At 71.4% G+C, this 14,272-nt stretch carries 18 protein-coding genes; 5 read left to right on the top strand and 13 right to left on the bottom strand.

Translation table 11 applies throughout. The features are described from left to right. Positions 1–123 precede the first annotated feature (123 nt). From ACFYOS_RS10250 to hypF, 5 genes are read left to right on the top strand one after another with little or no spacing between them, the layout of a single operon-like run. Positions 124–501, top strand: coding sequence for a helix-turn-helix transcriptional regulator (locus tag ACFYOS_RS10250; protein WP_387138039.1), 378 nt, complete (start codon positions 124–126; stop codon positions 499–501). Positions 502–523: 22 nt separating this feature from the next. Further along, positions 524–1,126, top strand: coding sequence for an SIS domain-containing protein (locus tag ACFYOS_RS10245; protein WP_387138036.1), 603 nt, complete (start codon positions 524–526; stop codon positions 1,124–1,126). Next, positions 1,123–1,365 carry a HypC/HybG/HupF family hydrogenase formation chaperone gene (locus tag ACFYOS_RS10240; protein ID WP_387138033.1) on the top strand — a complete coding sequence of 81 codons (243 nt, stop codon included), beginning with the start codon at positions 1,123–1,125 and terminating at the stop codon, positions 1,363–1,365. The genes ACFYOS_RS10245 and ACFYOS_RS10240 overlap by 4 nt, the downstream gene beginning before the upstream one ends. Further along, entirely contained in the window at positions 1,362–2,027 is a 666-nt protein-coding gene (locus ACFYOS_RS10235; RefSeq protein WP_387138030.1) for an SIS domain-containing protein, read from the top strand. Before ACFYOS_RS10240 ends, ACFYOS_RS10235 begins: the two co-directional genes overlap by 4 nt. A 25-nt stretch (positions 2,028–2,052) precedes the next feature. Then, a complete protein-coding gene (gene hypF / locus ACFYOS_RS10230) occupies positions 2,053–4,317 on the top strand; it encodes a carbamoyltransferase HypF (protein WP_387138027.1) in 2,265 nt (754 codons plus the stop codon). Positions 4,318–4,324: 7 nt separating this feature from the next. On the opposite strand, the gene hypE is transcribed toward hypF, so the two are convergent. From hypE to ACFYOS_RS10165, 13 genes are read right to left on the bottom strand one after another with little or no spacing between them, the layout of a single operon-like run. Further along, positions 4,325–5,476, bottom strand: a complete 1,152-nt coding sequence (gene hypE, locus ACFYOS_RS10225; RefSeq protein ID WP_387138024.1) for a hydrogenase expression/formation protein HypE — start codon at positions 5,474–5,476, stop codon at positions 4,325–4,327. After that, on the bottom strand, positions 5,473–6,600 hold the full coding sequence (gene hypD, locus ACFYOS_RS10220) for a hydrogenase formation protein HypD (protein ID WP_387138022.1): 1,128 nt from the start codon (positions 6,598–6,600) through the stop codon (positions 5,473–5,475). Before hypD ends, hypE begins: the two co-directional genes overlap by 4 nt. A gap of 10 nt (positions 6,601–6,610) precedes the next feature. Further along, on the bottom strand, positions 6,611–6,883 hold the full coding sequence (locus ACFYOS_RS10215) for a HypC/HybG/HupF family hydrogenase formation chaperone (RefSeq protein WP_387138019.1): 273 nt from the start codon (positions 6,881–6,883) through the stop codon (positions 6,611–6,613). Between the two features lie 21 nt (positions 6,884–6,904). Next, positions 6,905–7,006 (bottom strand): DUF6893 family small protein, encoded by a 102-nt coding sequence (locus ACFYOS_RS10210; protein WP_387138016.1) that lies wholly within the window; start codon positions 7,004–7,006, stop codon positions 6,905–6,907. Positions 7,007–7,037: 31 nt separating this feature from the next. Next, entirely contained in the window at positions 7,038–7,241 is a 204-nt protein-coding gene (locus ACFYOS_RS10205; protein ID WP_387138013.1) for a hypothetical protein, read from the bottom strand. Between the two features lie 14 nt (positions 7,242–7,255). Then, positions 7,256–7,870, bottom strand: a complete 615-nt coding sequence (locus ACFYOS_RS10200) for a DUF5947 family protein (RefSeq protein WP_387138010.1) — start codon at positions 7,868–7,870, stop codon at positions 7,256–7,258. Beyond that, positions 7,867–8,478, bottom strand: a complete 612-nt coding sequence (locus ACFYOS_RS10195) for a hypothetical protein (protein ID WP_387138007.1) — start codon at positions 8,476–8,478, stop codon at positions 7,867–7,869. Before ACFYOS_RS10195 ends, ACFYOS_RS10200 begins: the two co-directional genes overlap by 4 nt. Then, on the bottom strand, positions 8,471–10,270 hold the full coding sequence (locus tag ACFYOS_RS10190; protein ID WP_387138004.1) for a nickel-dependent hydrogenase large subunit: 1,800 nt from the start codon (positions 10,268–10,270) through the stop codon (positions 8,471–8,473). The genes ACFYOS_RS10195 and ACFYOS_RS10190 overlap by 8 nt, the downstream gene beginning before the upstream one ends. After that, positions 10,267–11,388, bottom strand: coding sequence for a hydrogenase expression protein HypE (locus ACFYOS_RS10185; protein WP_387138001.1), 1,122 nt, complete (start codon positions 11,386–11,388; stop codon positions 10,267–10,269). Before ACFYOS_RS10185 ends, ACFYOS_RS10190 begins: the two co-directional genes overlap by 4 nt. Beyond that, on the bottom strand, positions 11,385–11,924 hold the full coding sequence (locus ACFYOS_RS10180) for a hemerythrin domain-containing protein (RefSeq protein ID WP_387137998.1): 540 nt from the start codon (positions 11,922–11,924) through the stop codon (positions 11,385–11,387). The genes ACFYOS_RS10185 and ACFYOS_RS10180 overlap by 4 nt, the downstream gene beginning before the upstream one ends. Next, a complete protein-coding gene (locus tag ACFYOS_RS10175) occupies positions 11,924–12,280 on the bottom strand; it encodes a hydrogenase maturation nickel metallochaperone HypA (protein WP_387137995.1) in 357 nt (118 codons plus the stop codon). Before ACFYOS_RS10175 ends, ACFYOS_RS10180 begins: the two co-directional genes overlap by 1 nt. Beyond that, on the bottom strand, positions 12,273–12,857 hold the full coding sequence (locus ACFYOS_RS10170) for a hydrogenase maturation protease (RefSeq protein ID WP_387137992.1): 585 nt from the start codon (positions 12,855–12,857) through the stop codon (positions 12,273–12,275). Before ACFYOS_RS10170 ends, ACFYOS_RS10175 begins: the two co-directional genes overlap by 8 nt. Beyond that, positions 12,854–14,266, bottom strand: a complete 1,413-nt coding sequence (locus tag ACFYOS_RS10165) for a hypothetical protein (protein WP_387137989.1) — start codon at positions 14,264–14,266, stop codon at positions 12,854–12,856. The genes ACFYOS_RS10170 and ACFYOS_RS10165 overlap by 4 nt, the downstream gene beginning before the upstream one ends. Between the last annotated feature and the right edge of the window lie 6 nt (positions 14,267–14,272).

The following is a 14,272-nucleotide window of genomic DNA, read 5'->3' as shown; positions in this document are numbered from 1 at the left end:
CTCGATCCGGTCGCGGGCCGCGGCGCTGGCGTGGTCTACTCGATTCGGGCAATCTGCCCTTTTTGGGAGAAAGTGTGGTTAGCTGCAGGAGACGCGGTGCCCTGCGCCGGGGGAGGGATTGGCATGCACGGACGTGAGCTGCGGGGTCTGCTGCATCCGCTTCTCCTGCTCCTGATCTTCGAGCGGCCCGGCCACGGGTACGACCTGATCGACCGGCTCAGAGCGATGGGGTTGCCCGATGTGGAACCCGGCCAGGTCTACCGGGTGCTGCGCGGCCTGGAACGCGATCGGTCGCTGATCTCCGTGTGGGAGACCGCCGGGGCGGGCCCGGCTCGCCGGTGCTATGACCTCACCGCCAAGGGCCGCAACGATCTCCGGTCGTGGCGGGTCCGACTGGCGCAGCTCGACCAGGTCATCGGTGCCTGCCTGCGCCGCTCGGCGGATGCCTTCGAGGGGACGCGGGTCGGCCGCGCCGACCGGTACGCGGTCTCCGGGCGCTGATCGGAGGAGCATGCAGTCGCCGGTGATACCGACAGTCCACCGCGCGTTCGCCCGCCGGGTGGCACCCGCCGAGGCGCTCGCCGGCGACGCGGCGCAGATCGCGCAGGCCTGCTACGAGATGGCCGTACGCTTCCATCGCGGCGGCAAGTTGATCGTCTTCGGCAACGGCGGGCCGGCGACGGACGCCCAGCACGTCGTGGTGGAGTTCGTCCACCCGGTCATCGTGGGCAAGCGGGCGCTGCCGGCGATCTCGTTGACCAACGACGCCGCCACCCTCACCGGGATCGCCCGGGCGGAGGGCTTCGACGAGGTGTTCTCGGCTCAGTTGCGCCTGCTCGCCGCCCCGGAGGACATCGCGCTCGGACTGTCCGTCGACGGCCGGTGCGCCAACGTCCGGCGTGGCCTGGTGACGGCCCGCGACCTCGGCCTCCTCACCGTCGGGCTGCTCGGCGACGACGGCGGGGACATCGCCCACGACGCCGTCGCCGACCATGTCGTCGTTGCCCGCTCCGAGGACCCGTGCATCGTCAAGGAGGTGCACGTGACGATCTATCACATCCTGTGGGAGTTGGTGCACGTGTTCTTCGAGCAACCCGGACTGCTGGAGCCGGAGGCGGTCCGGTGAATCCGCAGCCGGTGCCGACCACGCGGGCCGTACCCGAGTGCCACGACGACGTCTGCATCACCTGCTCCGACACGGCGGTGGCCGTCCCGGTGCGGGAGTTGATCGCCGACGGCCTGGCCGTGGTCGACACGGACGCCGGACCGGAGGAGGTCAGTGTGGCCCTGGTCGAGGCGGCCCCGGGTGACGTCGTGCTGGTGCACGCCAAGGAGGCCATCGCCGTCGTGGAGAAGCGCTCGTGAGCGCCCGCGTCGAGGGCGCCATCGGTGCGCTGTACCCGTTCCTCGACACCCGGCCGACCGACGTGGACGCGGTACTCGCCGCGGTGGCGAGATCTACCGCGGAGAAGGCGGCGGAGATAGTCGCCCTCCGCGAATCCCTCGCCGCCGAGCACGGGCCGCGGTTGGTCGACTGCGCCCGCCGGTGCGCCGCGGCCTTCCACGCCGGCGGCACGCTGTTCACCTTCGGCAACGGCGGAAGCAGTACGGACGCGCAGGACCTCGCGCAGTTGTTCCTGCACCCGCCGCAGGCCGCCCGCCCGCTGCCGGCAATCTCGCTGGCCCACGACGTCGCGCTGATCACGGCGCTCGCCAACGACGTCGGGTTCGAGGTGGTCTTCGCCCGACAGCTGGCGGCATTCGGCCGGGCCGGGGACATCGCGGTGGGGCTGTCCACGAGCGGCGGATCGAACAACGTCCTGCGGGCGTTCGAGGAGGCGGCCCGGCGGGGCATGCTCACCGTCGGCATCGCCGGGTACGACGGCGGCCGAATGGCGGAGTCCGCGGCCATCGACCACCTGTTCGTGGTGCCCTCGCCATCGGTGCACCGGGTCCAGGAGGCGCAGACGACGGTCTACCACGTGCTCTGGGAACTCACCCAGCAGGCGCTGGCCGACTCACGCTGACCGGGTTGCCGTGGAGCTGGCCAACGTGCGACGGGTGCACGTGCGCGTCGAGGGCATCGTGCAGGGGGTCGGCTTCCGGCCGTTCGTGCACGCGCTGGCCACCGAGTACGACCTGGCCGGGTTCGTCGGCAACGACACCGCCGGCGTCTTCGTCGAGGTCGAAGGGGACAGAGACCGCCTGACCGCCTTCGTGGCCGACCTCAGCCGGCGGGCACCGACACTCGCCCAGGTCGAACGGCTCACCACCGAGGCGGTGCCGCCGACCGGCCAGCCCGGCTTCGCCATCGTCACCAGCGTCACCGGCGCGGGCCGGGAAGCCCTGATCTCCCCGGACACCGCCACCTGCCGGGACTGCCTCGCGGAGCTCGCCGAGCCGACGGACCGGCGCCACGGCTACCCGTTCACGAACTGCACCAACTGCGGCCCGCGCTTCACGATCGTCGAGGACGTACCGTACGACCGCCGTACCACCACGATGGCCGAGTTCCCGCTCTGCGCCGACTGCGCCGCCGAGTACGCGGACCCGGCGAACCGCCGCTTCCACGCCGAGCCGGTGTGCTGCCCCGCCTGCGGTCCGGCCCTCCGGCTCGTCACCGCCGACGGCGCCCCGGTTGCCGGTGATCCCCTGGACACGGCCGTCCGGTGGCTGCGCGCCGGCCGGATCCTCGCGGTCAAGGGCCTCGGCGGCTACCACCTGGCCACCCGGGCCGACGACGACCGGGTCGTCTCGACGCTGCGTGCCCGCAAGCACCGCGAGGAGAAACCGTTCGCCGTGATGGCGGCCGACCTGCCGGCGGCGCGGGCCCTGGTCGACGTGGCGCCGGCGGCCGTGCCGGTGCTCACCGGGGCCCGCCGTCCCGTGGTGCTGCTGCCCCGCCGCGCCGACGCCCCGGTCGCCGCGTCGGTGGCGCCGGGCAACCGCGACCTGGGCGTGCTGCTGCCGTACACGCCGCTGCACCAGCTGCTGCTCGGGCGGCTCGGCATGCCGATCGTGCTGACCAGCGGCAACGTCTCCGACGAACCGATCGCCCACCGCGACGACGACGCCCGCCGGCGGCTCGCGCGGATCGCCGACGGGCTCCTGACGCACGACCGGCGGATCCACGTCCGGACCGACGACTCGGTGGTGCGCGTGTTCCGGGGTCGTGAGCTGCCGGTGCGGCGGTCGCGTGGCTACGTGCCCGCGCCGATCACCCTGCCCTGGCGGTTCGACCGGCCGGTGCTGGCGTGCGGCGCGGAGCTGAAGAACACGTTCTGCGTGGCGAAGGGCCACCGGGCGTTCGTGTCGCACCACGTCGGTGACCTGGAGAACTACGAGACGCTGCGGGCGTTCACCGACGGGATCGCGCACTTCACCCGGCTCTTCGACGTCCGACCCGAGGTCGTCGCCCATGACCTGCATCCCGAATACCTGTCCACCAAGTACGCCGTGCAGCGCGACGACGTCGAGCTGCTCGGCGTCCAGCACCACCACGCCCACATCGCGTCCTGCCTGGCCGACAACCGCGACCCCGGACCGGTGATCGGCGTCGCCTTCGACGGCCTCGGGTTCGGCCCGGACGGCACCCTCTGGGGAGGTGAGCTGCTCGTCGCGGACCTGGCCGGGTTCGAGCGGGTCGGCCACCTGGGCGCGGTGCCGATGCCGGGCGGGGTCGCGGCGGTGCACGAGCCGTGGCGGATGGCGGCGGCCTACCTCGACGAGATCTACGGCGACGCCGTGCCGGACCTGCCGGTGCGGCGCCGGCACGAGCGGCACTGGCCCGCGGTGGTGACGCTGGCGCGGAGCGGGACGAACTCGCCGCGTACCTCCAGCGCGGGCCGGCTGTTCGACGCCGTCTCGGCGCTGCTCGACCTGCACGATCGCGTCACGTACGAGGGGCAGGCGGCGATCGCCCTGGAGCAGCGGGCCGATCCCGACGAGCGGGGCGGCTACCGGGTCGATGCGGCGGGTCCGGTCCCGCTGCTGGACGTCGGACGCGGGCTGGTCCGGTGCGTGGTCGAGGACCTGCTCGCCCAGGTGGACGCCGGCCGGATCGCGGCGCGCTTCCACCACGGCCTGGCGGACGCCGTGGTCCGGGCGGCGGGAGCCGTCCGGGAGCGCACCGGCCTGGCCGCGGTCGCGCTCTCCGGCGGGGTCTTCCAGAACGTGCTGCTGCTCGACCGGGTGGTGAGCGGGCTGGAGCGGGACGGCTTCCGGGTGCTGGTGCACTCGCGGGTGCCGCCCAACGACGGTGGCATCTCCCTCGGCCAGGCCGTGGTGGCCGCGGCCCGGGCCGTTCCCGCGTCCTGAGGTGCCGTCAGCAGATGCGGGGGAGCGGGTCGCCGACCAGCATGTCGACCACCCGGGTGCCGCCGAACGCCGTGTGGAGCAACACCATCCCGGGCGGGTCGGCGGTGACCCGGCCGATGACCGCCGCGCCGTCGCCGAGCGGGTGCTCGCGCAGCGCCGCCAGGGCGGCGTCGGCCTGCGCCCCGTCCACCACGGCCACGAGGCGGCCCTCGCAGGCCACGTAGAGCGGGTCGATGCCGAGCAGTTCGCAGGCGCCGGTCACGGCGGGACGCACCGGGACCGCGGCCTCGTCGACGACGACGGCGACCTGTGCCGCCTGCGCCACCTCGTTGAGGATGGTCGCCACGCCACCCCGGGTGGCGTCGCGCAGCAGCCGCACCCCGGGCGCCGCGTCCAGCAGGGCATCCACCAGACCGGGCAACGCCGCGGTGTCCGAGGCGAGGTCCGCCGCGATGTCCAGCTCGCCCCGGGCGAGCATGATGGTGACGCCGTGGTCGCCGATCGGCCCGGAGACGATGACCGCGTCACCCGGCCGGACGTGCGAGGTGCCCAGGCTCACCGGTCGCTCCAGCACGCCGACGCCCGCCGTGTTGATGTAGCAACCGTCGGCCTTGCCCCGCTGCACCACCTTGGTGTCGCCGGTGACCACCTGGACGCCGGCGCGTTCGGCGGCGGCGGCCATGGACGCGGTGATCCGCCGCAGGTCGGCGACGGGAAAGCCTTCCTCCAGGATGAACCCGGCCGACAGGTACAGCGGGCGGGCGCCGCTGACCGCGAGGTCGTTGACGGTGCCGTTGACGGCGAGATCGCCGATGTCCCCGCCTGGGAAGAACAGTGGCGACACCACGTACGAGTCGGTGGTGAAGGCCAGCCGGCCGCCGCCCACGGTGAGCACCGCCCCGTCGTCGAGCTCCTCGAGCGTCGGGTTGCGGAACGCCTCGACGAACAGCCCTTCGATCAGGCTGTGCGTCGCCTTTCCGCCCGCCCCGTGCGCGAGGGTGATCCGGCTCTCCCTGATCTTCGGCGCGCGCCGGCGGGCCCGTTCGATGCGCTGCAGCACCAGCTGCTCCGGCGACAGCCGCCCCGGCTCGTGACCGGTCGTCGTCTCGGCCTCGGCCACCGCGTGTTCGGCCCAGCCGGCGGTGCGCTCGGTCGTCATGCCCGGGTCGCCTCCGTGAGCCGCTGCCGCGTGAAGCGGCCGAAGTTGTAGTAGGCCGCGCACGCGCCCTCCGAGGAGACCATGCACGTGCCGATGGGCGTCTCCGGCGTGCACGCGGTGCCGAACACCTTGCACTCCCAGGGCTTGAGCACTCCCTTGAGCACCTCGCCGCACTGGCAGGCCTTCGGGTCCGCCACGCGCACCCCGGGAACGTCGAAGATCCGCTCGGCGTCGTACGCCGCGTACTCGTCCCGCATCCGCAGCGCCGAGTGCGAGATGAAGCCGAGCCCGCGCCACTCGAAGTACGGCCGCAGCTGCATGACCTGGCCGATCGCCTCCAGCGCCCGCAGGTTGCCGTCCCAGGGCACCACCCGGGTGTACTGGTTCTCCACCTCGCAGCGGCCCTCGGCGAGCTGCTTGAGCAGCATGAAGACCGACTGCAGGAGATCCAGCGGTTCGAACCCGGCGCACACCAGCGGCTTGCCGTGGTCGCGGGCGATGAACTCGTACGGCCGGCAGCCGATGACGGTGGAGACGTGCCCGGGCCCGAGGAAGCCGTCGAGACGCAGGTCCGGTGAGTCGAGGATCGCCTTGATCGCCGGCAGGATCGTCACGTGGTTGCAGAAGATCGAGAAGTTGTCGATGCCCTCGGCCGCTGCCCGCAGCACGGTCACGGCGGTGGACGGCGAGGTGGTCTCGAACCCGATTGCCATGAAGACCACCTTGCGGTCCGGGTTGGTCCGCGCGATCTTCAGGGCGTCCAGCGGCGAGTACACCATCCGGATGTCCGCACCGGCCGCCTTGGCGTCGAGGAAGGAGCCGGTCCCGCCCGGGACCCGCATCATGTCGCCGAATGCCGTCATGATGACGCCCGGCTCGTGGGCGATGGCGATGGCGTCGTCCACCCGGCCCATCGGGATGACGCAGACCGGGCAGCCCGGCCCGTGCACCAGCGAGACGCTCTCCGGCAGGTAGTCCTCGATCCCGTGCTTGTAGATGGTGTGCGTGTGCCCGCCGCAGACCTCCATGAACTTGTACTGCCGGCCCGGCTCGCACAGTGCGGCGATCTGGGTGGCCAACGCCTGGGCCTTGTCCGCGTCGCGGTACTCGTCGACGAAACGCATCTGATCTTTCCTAGGTGATGTCGGATTCGGCGAGCGCCTGCAGCTCGTCGGTGTACGCCTGTCCGAGACCGTTCAACATTGCCAACGTGGCGGCCGCCTCGGCTTCGTCGATCTTCGACATGGCGAAGCCGACGTGGACGAGCACCCAGTCGCCGATACCGACCTGGTCCGGACCGAGCAGGCCGATGTTGATCGCCCGCCGAACACCCACGACGTCGACGATGGCGAGGTCGTCGCGGCCGGCCTTGATCTCGACGATTTCGCCCGGGATGCCAAGGCACATCGATCTACCCGTCCTCTCCGGTCACATCTTCTCGATCTTGATGTAGCGCCGCAGCGCGGGAAGCTCCTTCCAGAACATCCCCGCCACGGCCACCCCGGCCAGCAGCACCAACAGCTTCCGCATGATTCACCTCCTTCGGGCCCGCGCCGGATCCTCAGCCGGGCGGCAGGTTCGGCATGATCGGCAGGATCGGGCCGTGCTTCTCGGGCCGGACGCCGGTCGAGCGGCGGGCGTCCACCGTCCCGTCATCGTGATGGCCTGACTGCCTTCTTCTCCGCGAGTTGCCCTCCTCCACCCCCTTGGTGTGCGCCGGGGCGTCGAGTTCGACATCGGGATCGCCAACCCGGATCTCCGCCATTGCCGCCTCCTCCGTCAGTCGTTGCCGGACAGCCGAGCATGTCGTCGGCCGAGATCGTCGAAGAACCGGGGAATCTCCCGCCACACCGCGCTTCCGCCAGACATGCCCGTCCAGTGCTGGCGGATGAGCGCGACAAGCCGGAAGCAGTCGTCGACCGGTACCACCCACTGTTGGCTGCCGCCGCGCAGCGTGCCGGTCCACACCAGGAACGCCTCGACCCGTGGCTTCAGCTCGGCCAGCGCGGGCGATCGCGCCTCGACCGTGCGCCAGGCGTCGGCATCGATCTCCGACTCGGTCGTGCCGAGGGGACTCGGGTAGTGGCCGAGCACCCGGCCGTCCCGCTGCTTCACGAAGAACACCAGGCCGACCGGAACACCGAGCTCGTCGACGGACAGGCCCGTCAACTCGCTGCCCTGGGTCGGGACGAGCTGGTACCGGCCGGCGCCGGCCGCCTCGCGTTCGAACAGCAGGGAGCACGGCGGGCAGGCGCACATCAGCTCGCCGTCCTGCTCGTCCCACACGTGCCGGTGTGCCGGGCCGACCGGCCCGGCGCACATGCCGCAGCGCTCGACCGTGGCCGCGCGCTGCCTCGTGCGTCGGATCGCCCGCTGCAGGCCGCCCGCCGTCATGCCGTGCCACCCCGGGCGAGCGGCTGGGCGGCTTTCCCCACCTCGCTCATCGTCGCCTCGTCGGTCCGGTCCGGCCGCTGCCACAGGGAGGCGACCGGAATCAGTGCCGGAGCCGGGGCGGGCGCCACCACGTCGACTGCGGACAGCTCCGGCGCGAACGTCAACACCTGCTCCCGCACCAGGTCACGCAGCGCGGCTCCGCCACCGCCGCACGAGCTCGCGGCCAGGCTGATCCTCGCCACCTCGTCCTGGACGCCGACCAACGCGATCTCGGCGCCCTGCGCGCGCAGCTGCGGCCGGAGATCGTCGACCGCCCGGGCCACGCGCCGGTCCAGCGGATCCGGGTGGATGCGGTGCAACAACAGCAGGTGCCGCAGCAGTTCGTCGCCGGTGAGCCGGTCGAGCGCCTGGGTGCTGTCGGCGGCGAGCTCGGTGACCCGGGCCAACGCCTCGCCGTACACCTCGGTCAGGAGCTCGGCCGCTTCCAGCGCCAGCTCGGCGGTGCGGCCGGGGGTCTGCTCGAGCTGGCCGAGCACGGCGTCCAGGCGGGCCAGCCGCGGCTCGACGGCCGCATCGTCGAGACGTCGGATGTCCGGCTGCTCACCCATGGGACGCGCCGAACATCGGTGAGTGGATCTTTTGGAGGGTACGACCACCGCCGACGTACATGTGCACGCCGCAGGGCAGGCAGGGATCGAAACTGCGCACCGCCCGCATGATGTCCACGCCCTTGAAGTTGTCCGGGCCGTTCTCCTCGAAGATGGGTGTGTTCTGGATGGCGTCCTCGTACGGACCGGGTGTGCCGTAGCTGTCGCGGGGACTGCCGTTCCACGGCGTCGGCGGGTACGGGTGGTAGTTGGCGATCTTGCGGTCCCTGATCACGAGATGGTGGGACAGGGTGCCCCGGACGGCCTCGTGGAAGCCGCAGCCGATCGCATCGTCCGGCACGTCGAACTCGGCGAAGACGCGCATGTCGCCGCCACGCATCCGCTCCATCGCCCGCTCGAGGAAGTACAGCGACATCGCCGCGGCGTACGCGATGAAGTAGGCCCGGGAGCGGTCCCGCTCCAGCGCGTTCGACCAGCGCGGGATCTTCCACTCCAACGTCATCTCGGGCAGCCGCTGGCTCTTCGGCAGCGAGATCCGCACGCTGCGTCCGGTCGACTTGACGTACGGGGTGTCGACCATCTTCGCCAGCGCCGTGGTGTACAGCCGCGCGAAGGGGCCGCCGCCGGTGTCCAGCGCGAGGTGCTGTCCGCTGCTCTTGTCGAACCATCGCGGGCTCATCACCCAGCTGTACTTGTCGTCGAAGTTGCGCTTCTGCGGATCCGGCAGTGTGGTCTGGTTCCAGGGATGGCGGATGTCGACCGGGTTGCCGAGCGGGTCGTGGCTGACGAACGGCTCCTCCGCACCGACCCAGTCCTTGTAGTACGAGCTGCCGAGCAGGATCCGGATGCCGAGGTTGATGTCGACCAGATCGGTGGTGAGCAGTTCGCCGTCGACCACGATGCCGGGCGTGACGTGCATGGCCCGCCCCCAGGTCGGCATGGTCTCGTACCGGTAGTCGACGACGTCGGGGTTCTGGAACGCGCCCCAGCAGCCGAGCAGGACCCGGCGGCGGCCCACCTCCTCGTAGCCGGGCAGGGCCTCGTACCAGAAGTCGAAGACGTCGTCGTTCATGGCGACGGCCTTCTTCACGAAGTCCAGGATGCTGATCAGCCGGCTCAGGTAGTCGGTGAACAGCGTCGGCTGGGGCATGGTGCCGACGCCGCCGGGGTAGACCGTGGACGGGTGGACGTGCCGGCCCTCCATGAGGCAGAACATCTCCCGGGTCGTCCGGCTGACCTTCAGCGCCTCCTTGTAGACCTCGCCCTCGAACGGGTTGTAGGCCCGCAGGATGTCGGCGATCGTCCGGTAGCCGTGGATGTCCCGGCCGGGTGCGGCGGTGGCTTCCGCGCGGGCGAGGACGCTGGGGTTGGTCTGCTTGACCATCGCCTCGCAGAAGTCGACGAAGACGAGATTGTCCTGGAACAGGGTGTGGTCGAACATGTACTCGGCGGCCTCGCCGAGGTTGATGATCCACTCCGCCAGGGGTGGGGTCTTGATGCCGTACGCCATGTTCTGCGCGTAGACGGAGCAGGTGGTGTGGTTGTCGCCGCAGATGCCGCAGATCCGGCTGGTGATGAAGCCGGCGTCGCGTGGGTCCTTCCCCTTCATGAAGACCGAGTAGCCGCGGAACAGCGACGACGTGGTGTGGCACTCGGCGACCACGCGGTTCGCGAAATCGATCTTCGTGTAGACGCCGAGGTTGCCGATGATCCGGGTGATCGGGTCCCAGGCCATCTCCACCAGTTCGCCGGGCTTCTGGCCGGTGGCCGGCTTCGGCTTCGTCGCGGTCACGGTCGGTTCCTCTCGATTGCTGCCTGTCGCCGGGGATCGGCCGGACCGTACGGGCGCCACCGGGGGTTGTAGCCGCTGGTGAGCTCCGGACCGTTGTGGTGCCACTTCGGTTCCCGGTTGGCGGTGACGTTGGTGATGCCGCGCAGGCGGCGGATCAGGGCGCCGTACGGCTTGATGAGCAACGTGGACAGGCTGCCGCCGGGAGGCATGTCCATGAACGGCATGAACTTGTCGGGGAAGCCCGGCATGGTGCAGCCGATGCAGATGCCGCCGACGTTGGGGCAGCCGCCCACGCCGCCCATCCAGCCGCGCTTCGGGACGTTGCAGTTGATGACCGGCCCCCAGCAGCCGATCTTCACCTGGCACTTGGGCGAGTTGTAGTCCTTGGCGAAGTCGGCCTGCTCGTAGTAGGCGGCCCGGTCGCAGCCCTCGTGCACGGTCTTGCCGAACAGCCACTGCGGCCGCAGCATGTGGTCCAGCGGCGGGGGTGGTGCCGAGCCGGCGGCGTGGTAGAGCACCCAGGTCAGGGTCTCCATGAAGTTCTCCGGCTGGATCGGGCAGCCGGGCACGTTGACGATCGGCAGGCCACCCTGGGACCGGAAGTCCCAGCCGAGATAGTCGGCCAGGCCCATGCACCCGGTCGCGTTGCCCGCCATGGCATGGATGCCGCCGTACGTCGCGCACGTGCCGGCCGCGACGACCGCCCAGGCCTTGGGCGCCAGGTGGTCGATCCACCAGTTCAGGGTCAGCGGCTCGCCGGTCTTCTCGTCGTTGCCGAACGACGTCCAGTACCCGTCGCCGTTGATGTTCTCGTTCGGGATCGAGCCCTCGATGACGAGGATGAACGGCTCGGTCATCTCCCCACGGGCCGCCCGGCGGTACGGCGCCAGGAACTCCTCGCCGCCGGCTGCCGGCGACAACACCTTGTTGTGCAGGTTGACCTTCGGCAGACCGGGAATGAGCCCGAGCGCGATGTCCTCGATCGCCGGCTGAGCGGAGGCGGTCATCGACACGGAATCGCCGTCACAACTCATGCCCTCGGAGATCCACAGGATGGTGATCTCGTCGAACCCGTTCTCCCGGGGGATCACCGCGGTGTCGCGCCTGCTCTGCGTCATGTGCGTGGTCTCCCTTGCATGCGATCCCGCAGCCGGTCGTAGATGGCCGCCACCGGCGCCGCGAGGGCCAGCGCCGGCGGCTTGTCCGGCGCGTGCGGGTGCGGGCGGGTCGGGGCCCGTTGCTTGCCCTCGTCGATCTCCTGTCCCAACTCCCGGAGGGCCTGCTCGTCGGCGCGGGCGCACAGCTGCGGCATGAGCTCGTTCTCGTCGTCCCGGACGTGCCGCGCGACGGCGGACGCCAGCCGGTCCATCAGCTCGTCCTGCGCGCGGTCGCCGGCCCGGCAGCGGTCCAGTTCGAGGAGCAGCTCCTTGATGGGCGCATGCTCGGCGAGGTGTCGGTCGACCTGCCCGTCGGCCAGCACTTTCGCGGCGAACGGGTAGAAGAGGACCTCCTCGAGGGCGGCGTGTTTCGACAGCTCGCGGACGAGAATCTCCACGACGCCGCGACGCTGCGCGTCCGACTCCGCTGCCCGATAGTCCCGGAACAGTTGCTCCACCACCCGGTGGTCGTGCCGCAGCAGCTCGGTGGCGTCCATCAGACCGCCCCCAGCTCGGCGCTGTTCACCGTGATGGACTCCAGCACGACGTCGTCGCTGCCGCTGACGTCGATGTCGACGCCCCCGCACTGCGGACAGGCCACCATCGCCAGATGGTCGCGAACCGGACCGCTACGGCCGCACTCGTGGCACCGCACCGTCATCGGCTCCAGCACCAGATCGACGGTGGAGTCCGCGACGACCGTGCCGGCCGCGGCGACCTGGATGCCCTGCGTGACGACGTCGGGGTCGATCGCGTGGCCGCCGATCCGCACCCGCAGGCCGGTGACCTGCCGGCCGGCGGCTCGGCGTACCGCCGCCGACACGATCGCCTCGGCCAGACCAGTCTCATGCATCGGTGCTCACCCCCCTATCGGCTGCCACCCGCAGCGCGCTCTCCCGCCGCTCGGGCACGGCGGTGAGCCGCGCCGCCTCCTCCGCTGCGATCCCGACCACCATCCGGATCGCCTCGTCGATCGCGGCCGCCACCGGAGCTGACAGCCCCATGCGCTCGTCGAGGACGGCGGGTTGGCAACCCACCACGAAGACCCGGTCGACCCGGCCGCCCAGGCTGCGCAGCAGGCGCAGCACCGACTCGGGATCCATGGCGTGCGCGTCGGCGGCCGGCGCCGCCAACACGTCGGCCGGCCGCAGCGTCCAGCCCGGGTCGTCGAGGTCCACCTGGACGACGGCCAACGTCCCGGGCGGCTCGTCCAGCGGCAACGCGTCCACCAGGACCAGCACGTCGTGGCGGCCGTCCAGCAGATCGTAGGCCAGATGCATCCCGCGGATGCCGTAATCGGACACATCCACCGCCGGTGGGAGGACCGCGTCCCGGAGGCGCCGGATGACCTCGACGCCGAACGCGTCGTCGCCGAGGAAGATGTTGCCGATGCCGGCGACCAGGATCCGCCCGCTGTTGGGGTTGCTCACGGCGCTGCCGTCCCTCCGGACAACGGCTCGACCTCTTCCGGCCGGAAGTGACGCAGGCGCCCGTACCACTGGTGCAGTTCCGCGCCCGGGTCGTCGTCCACCGTCACGGCCAGGAACCGCGTCCCGTCCACGTCGAGCAGCACCTGCTCCACCCGGCCGGTACGGCCGTCCAGGAACATGTCGTGCGCGTCCGTGCCCCGCCGACGCGGTCGTAGCCGGACCCGGCTACCCCGCGCCAGCACGGTGCCCCCGACCAGGACCGTCTCGTTGTCCGGCGACACTGCCGCCTCGGCGCCCGGCTCCCACCACGGCCGTTCCGGGTCGGTGGCGGCGTCGCCGCGCCGGCCGACGGGCCCCAGTGCCCGGATCGCCCCGTGCAGCCGTTCGAACACCTCTGGTGGCATGGTGTCGACCCGGTCCAGAATGGCGGCAGCGCGGGGGTCGGTGGCCCGTACCTCCCGCTTTTCCGCGTCGGACAGGGTGAGCGTACGCAGCGAGAGGATCTCGTCGATCTCGGTCGCGTCGTGCAGGTCGCCCGGGCTCTCCGGCGCGATCCGCGGATGGTCGTAGAGGATGATGGGTGACGAGAGCAGCACGTCGGCGGTGCCGGGCTCGCCGGCGAGCACCGGAAACGTGTGCACGTTGCGGCACTCCCGCGCGGCCTGCGCCGCCCACTCGGGCGGGTCGAGCAGGGACAGGAACCGCCCCCGGCTGACGGCGGCCAGCGTGTGGGCCGCGAGCAGGCAGCAGCGCAACGCCTCGTCCCGCGGGCTGTCCGGCGCCGTCGTCCGGTCCGTGTTCTCGACCCGGATCCCGAGCCGCAGCAGGCGGAAGGGCGCCTGACACGGGACGGCGGAAGCGGTGACCGCTGCGGACAACGGCCATCGGCGGCGGACCACCCGCCCGACCGGCTCGCCCCGGTCGTCGAACAGCGGCTCGACGTCCTCCCCGCCCGGCACCCGGACGTCGAGGCGGCGGCCACGCCGCAGGTCGCGGACCGACGCCTCGATGTCGAACTCCCGTGGCACCGCCTCGTCGAAGCTGAGCTCCGTGCGGTCACCGACCTCCATCCGGTCGACCGGCCGGTACCCGCCGTCGGCCGTGCGCAGCTCGGCCACCTTGCGTTGCAGGTGCAGGAACCGCAACCGGATCCGGACGGTCGCCGTGTCCTGCGCCTCCACCAGGCAGGCGGTCTGCTGCCACGGCGACTCCGCCGAACCGGCCACGCCGCTGTCGGCCAGGCCGTGCGCCTCCGCCCAGGCCGGGGGCATCAGGACCCCGAACTGCCAGCGGACCCGGTTCTTGACCGATGAACGCCGATAGGGGTAGAGCAGGTACCCCTCGTACAGGATCGCGTCCGCGACCGCCTCGGCTCCGTCGAGCGGGGGGCTGGGGCAATCGGTCCGCACGGTCGT

It is taken from the genome of Micromonospora sp. NPDC005806, assembly GCF_042871425.1.
Lineage (GTDB): Bacteria > Actinomycetota > Actinomycetes > Mycobacteriales > Micromonosporaceae > Micromonospora.
Note: the sequence above shows the minus strand (reverse complement) of the source record. Positions and strands in the feature narration are given on the sequence as shown.

What these genes read in the sequence shown, in the direction of transcription:
- ACFYOS_RS10185 (WP_387138001.1), bottom strand. Translation starts at nt 11,388, where the DNA reads ATGACGCAGAGCAGGCGCGACACCGCGGTGATCCCCCGGGAGAACGGG.
- ACFYOS_RS10210 (WP_387138016.1), bottom strand. Translation starts at nt 7,006, where the DNA reads ATGCGGAAGCTGTTGGTGCTGCTGGCCGGGGTGGCCGTGGCGGGGATG.
- ACFYOS_RS10200 (WP_387138010.1), bottom strand. Translation starts at nt 7,870, where the DNA reads ATGACGGCGGGCGGCCTGCAGCGGGCGATCCGACGCACGAGGCAGCGC.
- ACFYOS_RS10205 (WP_387138013.1), bottom strand. Translation starts at nt 7,241, where the DNA reads ATGGCGGAGATCCGGGTTGGCGATCCCGATGTCGAACTCGACGCCCCG.
- ACFYOS_RS10215 (WP_387138019.1), bottom strand. Translation starts at nt 6,883, where the DNA reads ATGTGCCTTGGCATCCCGGGCGAAATCGTCGAGATCAAGGCCGGCCGC.
- hypD (WP_387138022.1), bottom strand. Translation starts at nt 6,600, where the DNA reads ATGCGTTTCGTCGACGAGTACCGCGACGCGGACAAGGCCCAGGCGTTG.
- ACFYOS_RS10175 (WP_387137995.1), bottom strand. Translation starts at nt 12,280, where the DNA reads ATGCATGAGACTGGTCTGGCCGAGGCGATCGTGTCGGCGGCGGTACGC.
- hypE (WP_387138024.1), bottom strand. Translation starts at nt 5,476, where the DNA reads ATGACGACCGAGCGCACCGCCGGCTGGGCCGAACACGCGGTGGCCGAG.
- ACFYOS_RS10250 (WP_387138039.1), top strand. Translation starts at nt 124, where the DNA reads ATGCACGGACGTGAGCTGCGGGGTCTGCTGCATCCGCTTCTCCTGCTC.
- ACFYOS_RS10180 (WP_387137998.1), bottom strand. Translation starts at nt 11,924, where the DNA reads ATGGACGCCACCGAGCTGCTGCGGCACGACCACCGGGTGGTGGAGCAA.
- ACFYOS_RS10195 (WP_387138007.1), bottom strand. Translation starts at nt 8,478, where the DNA reads ATGGGTGAGCAGCCGGACATCCGACGTCTCGACGATGCGGCCGTCGAG.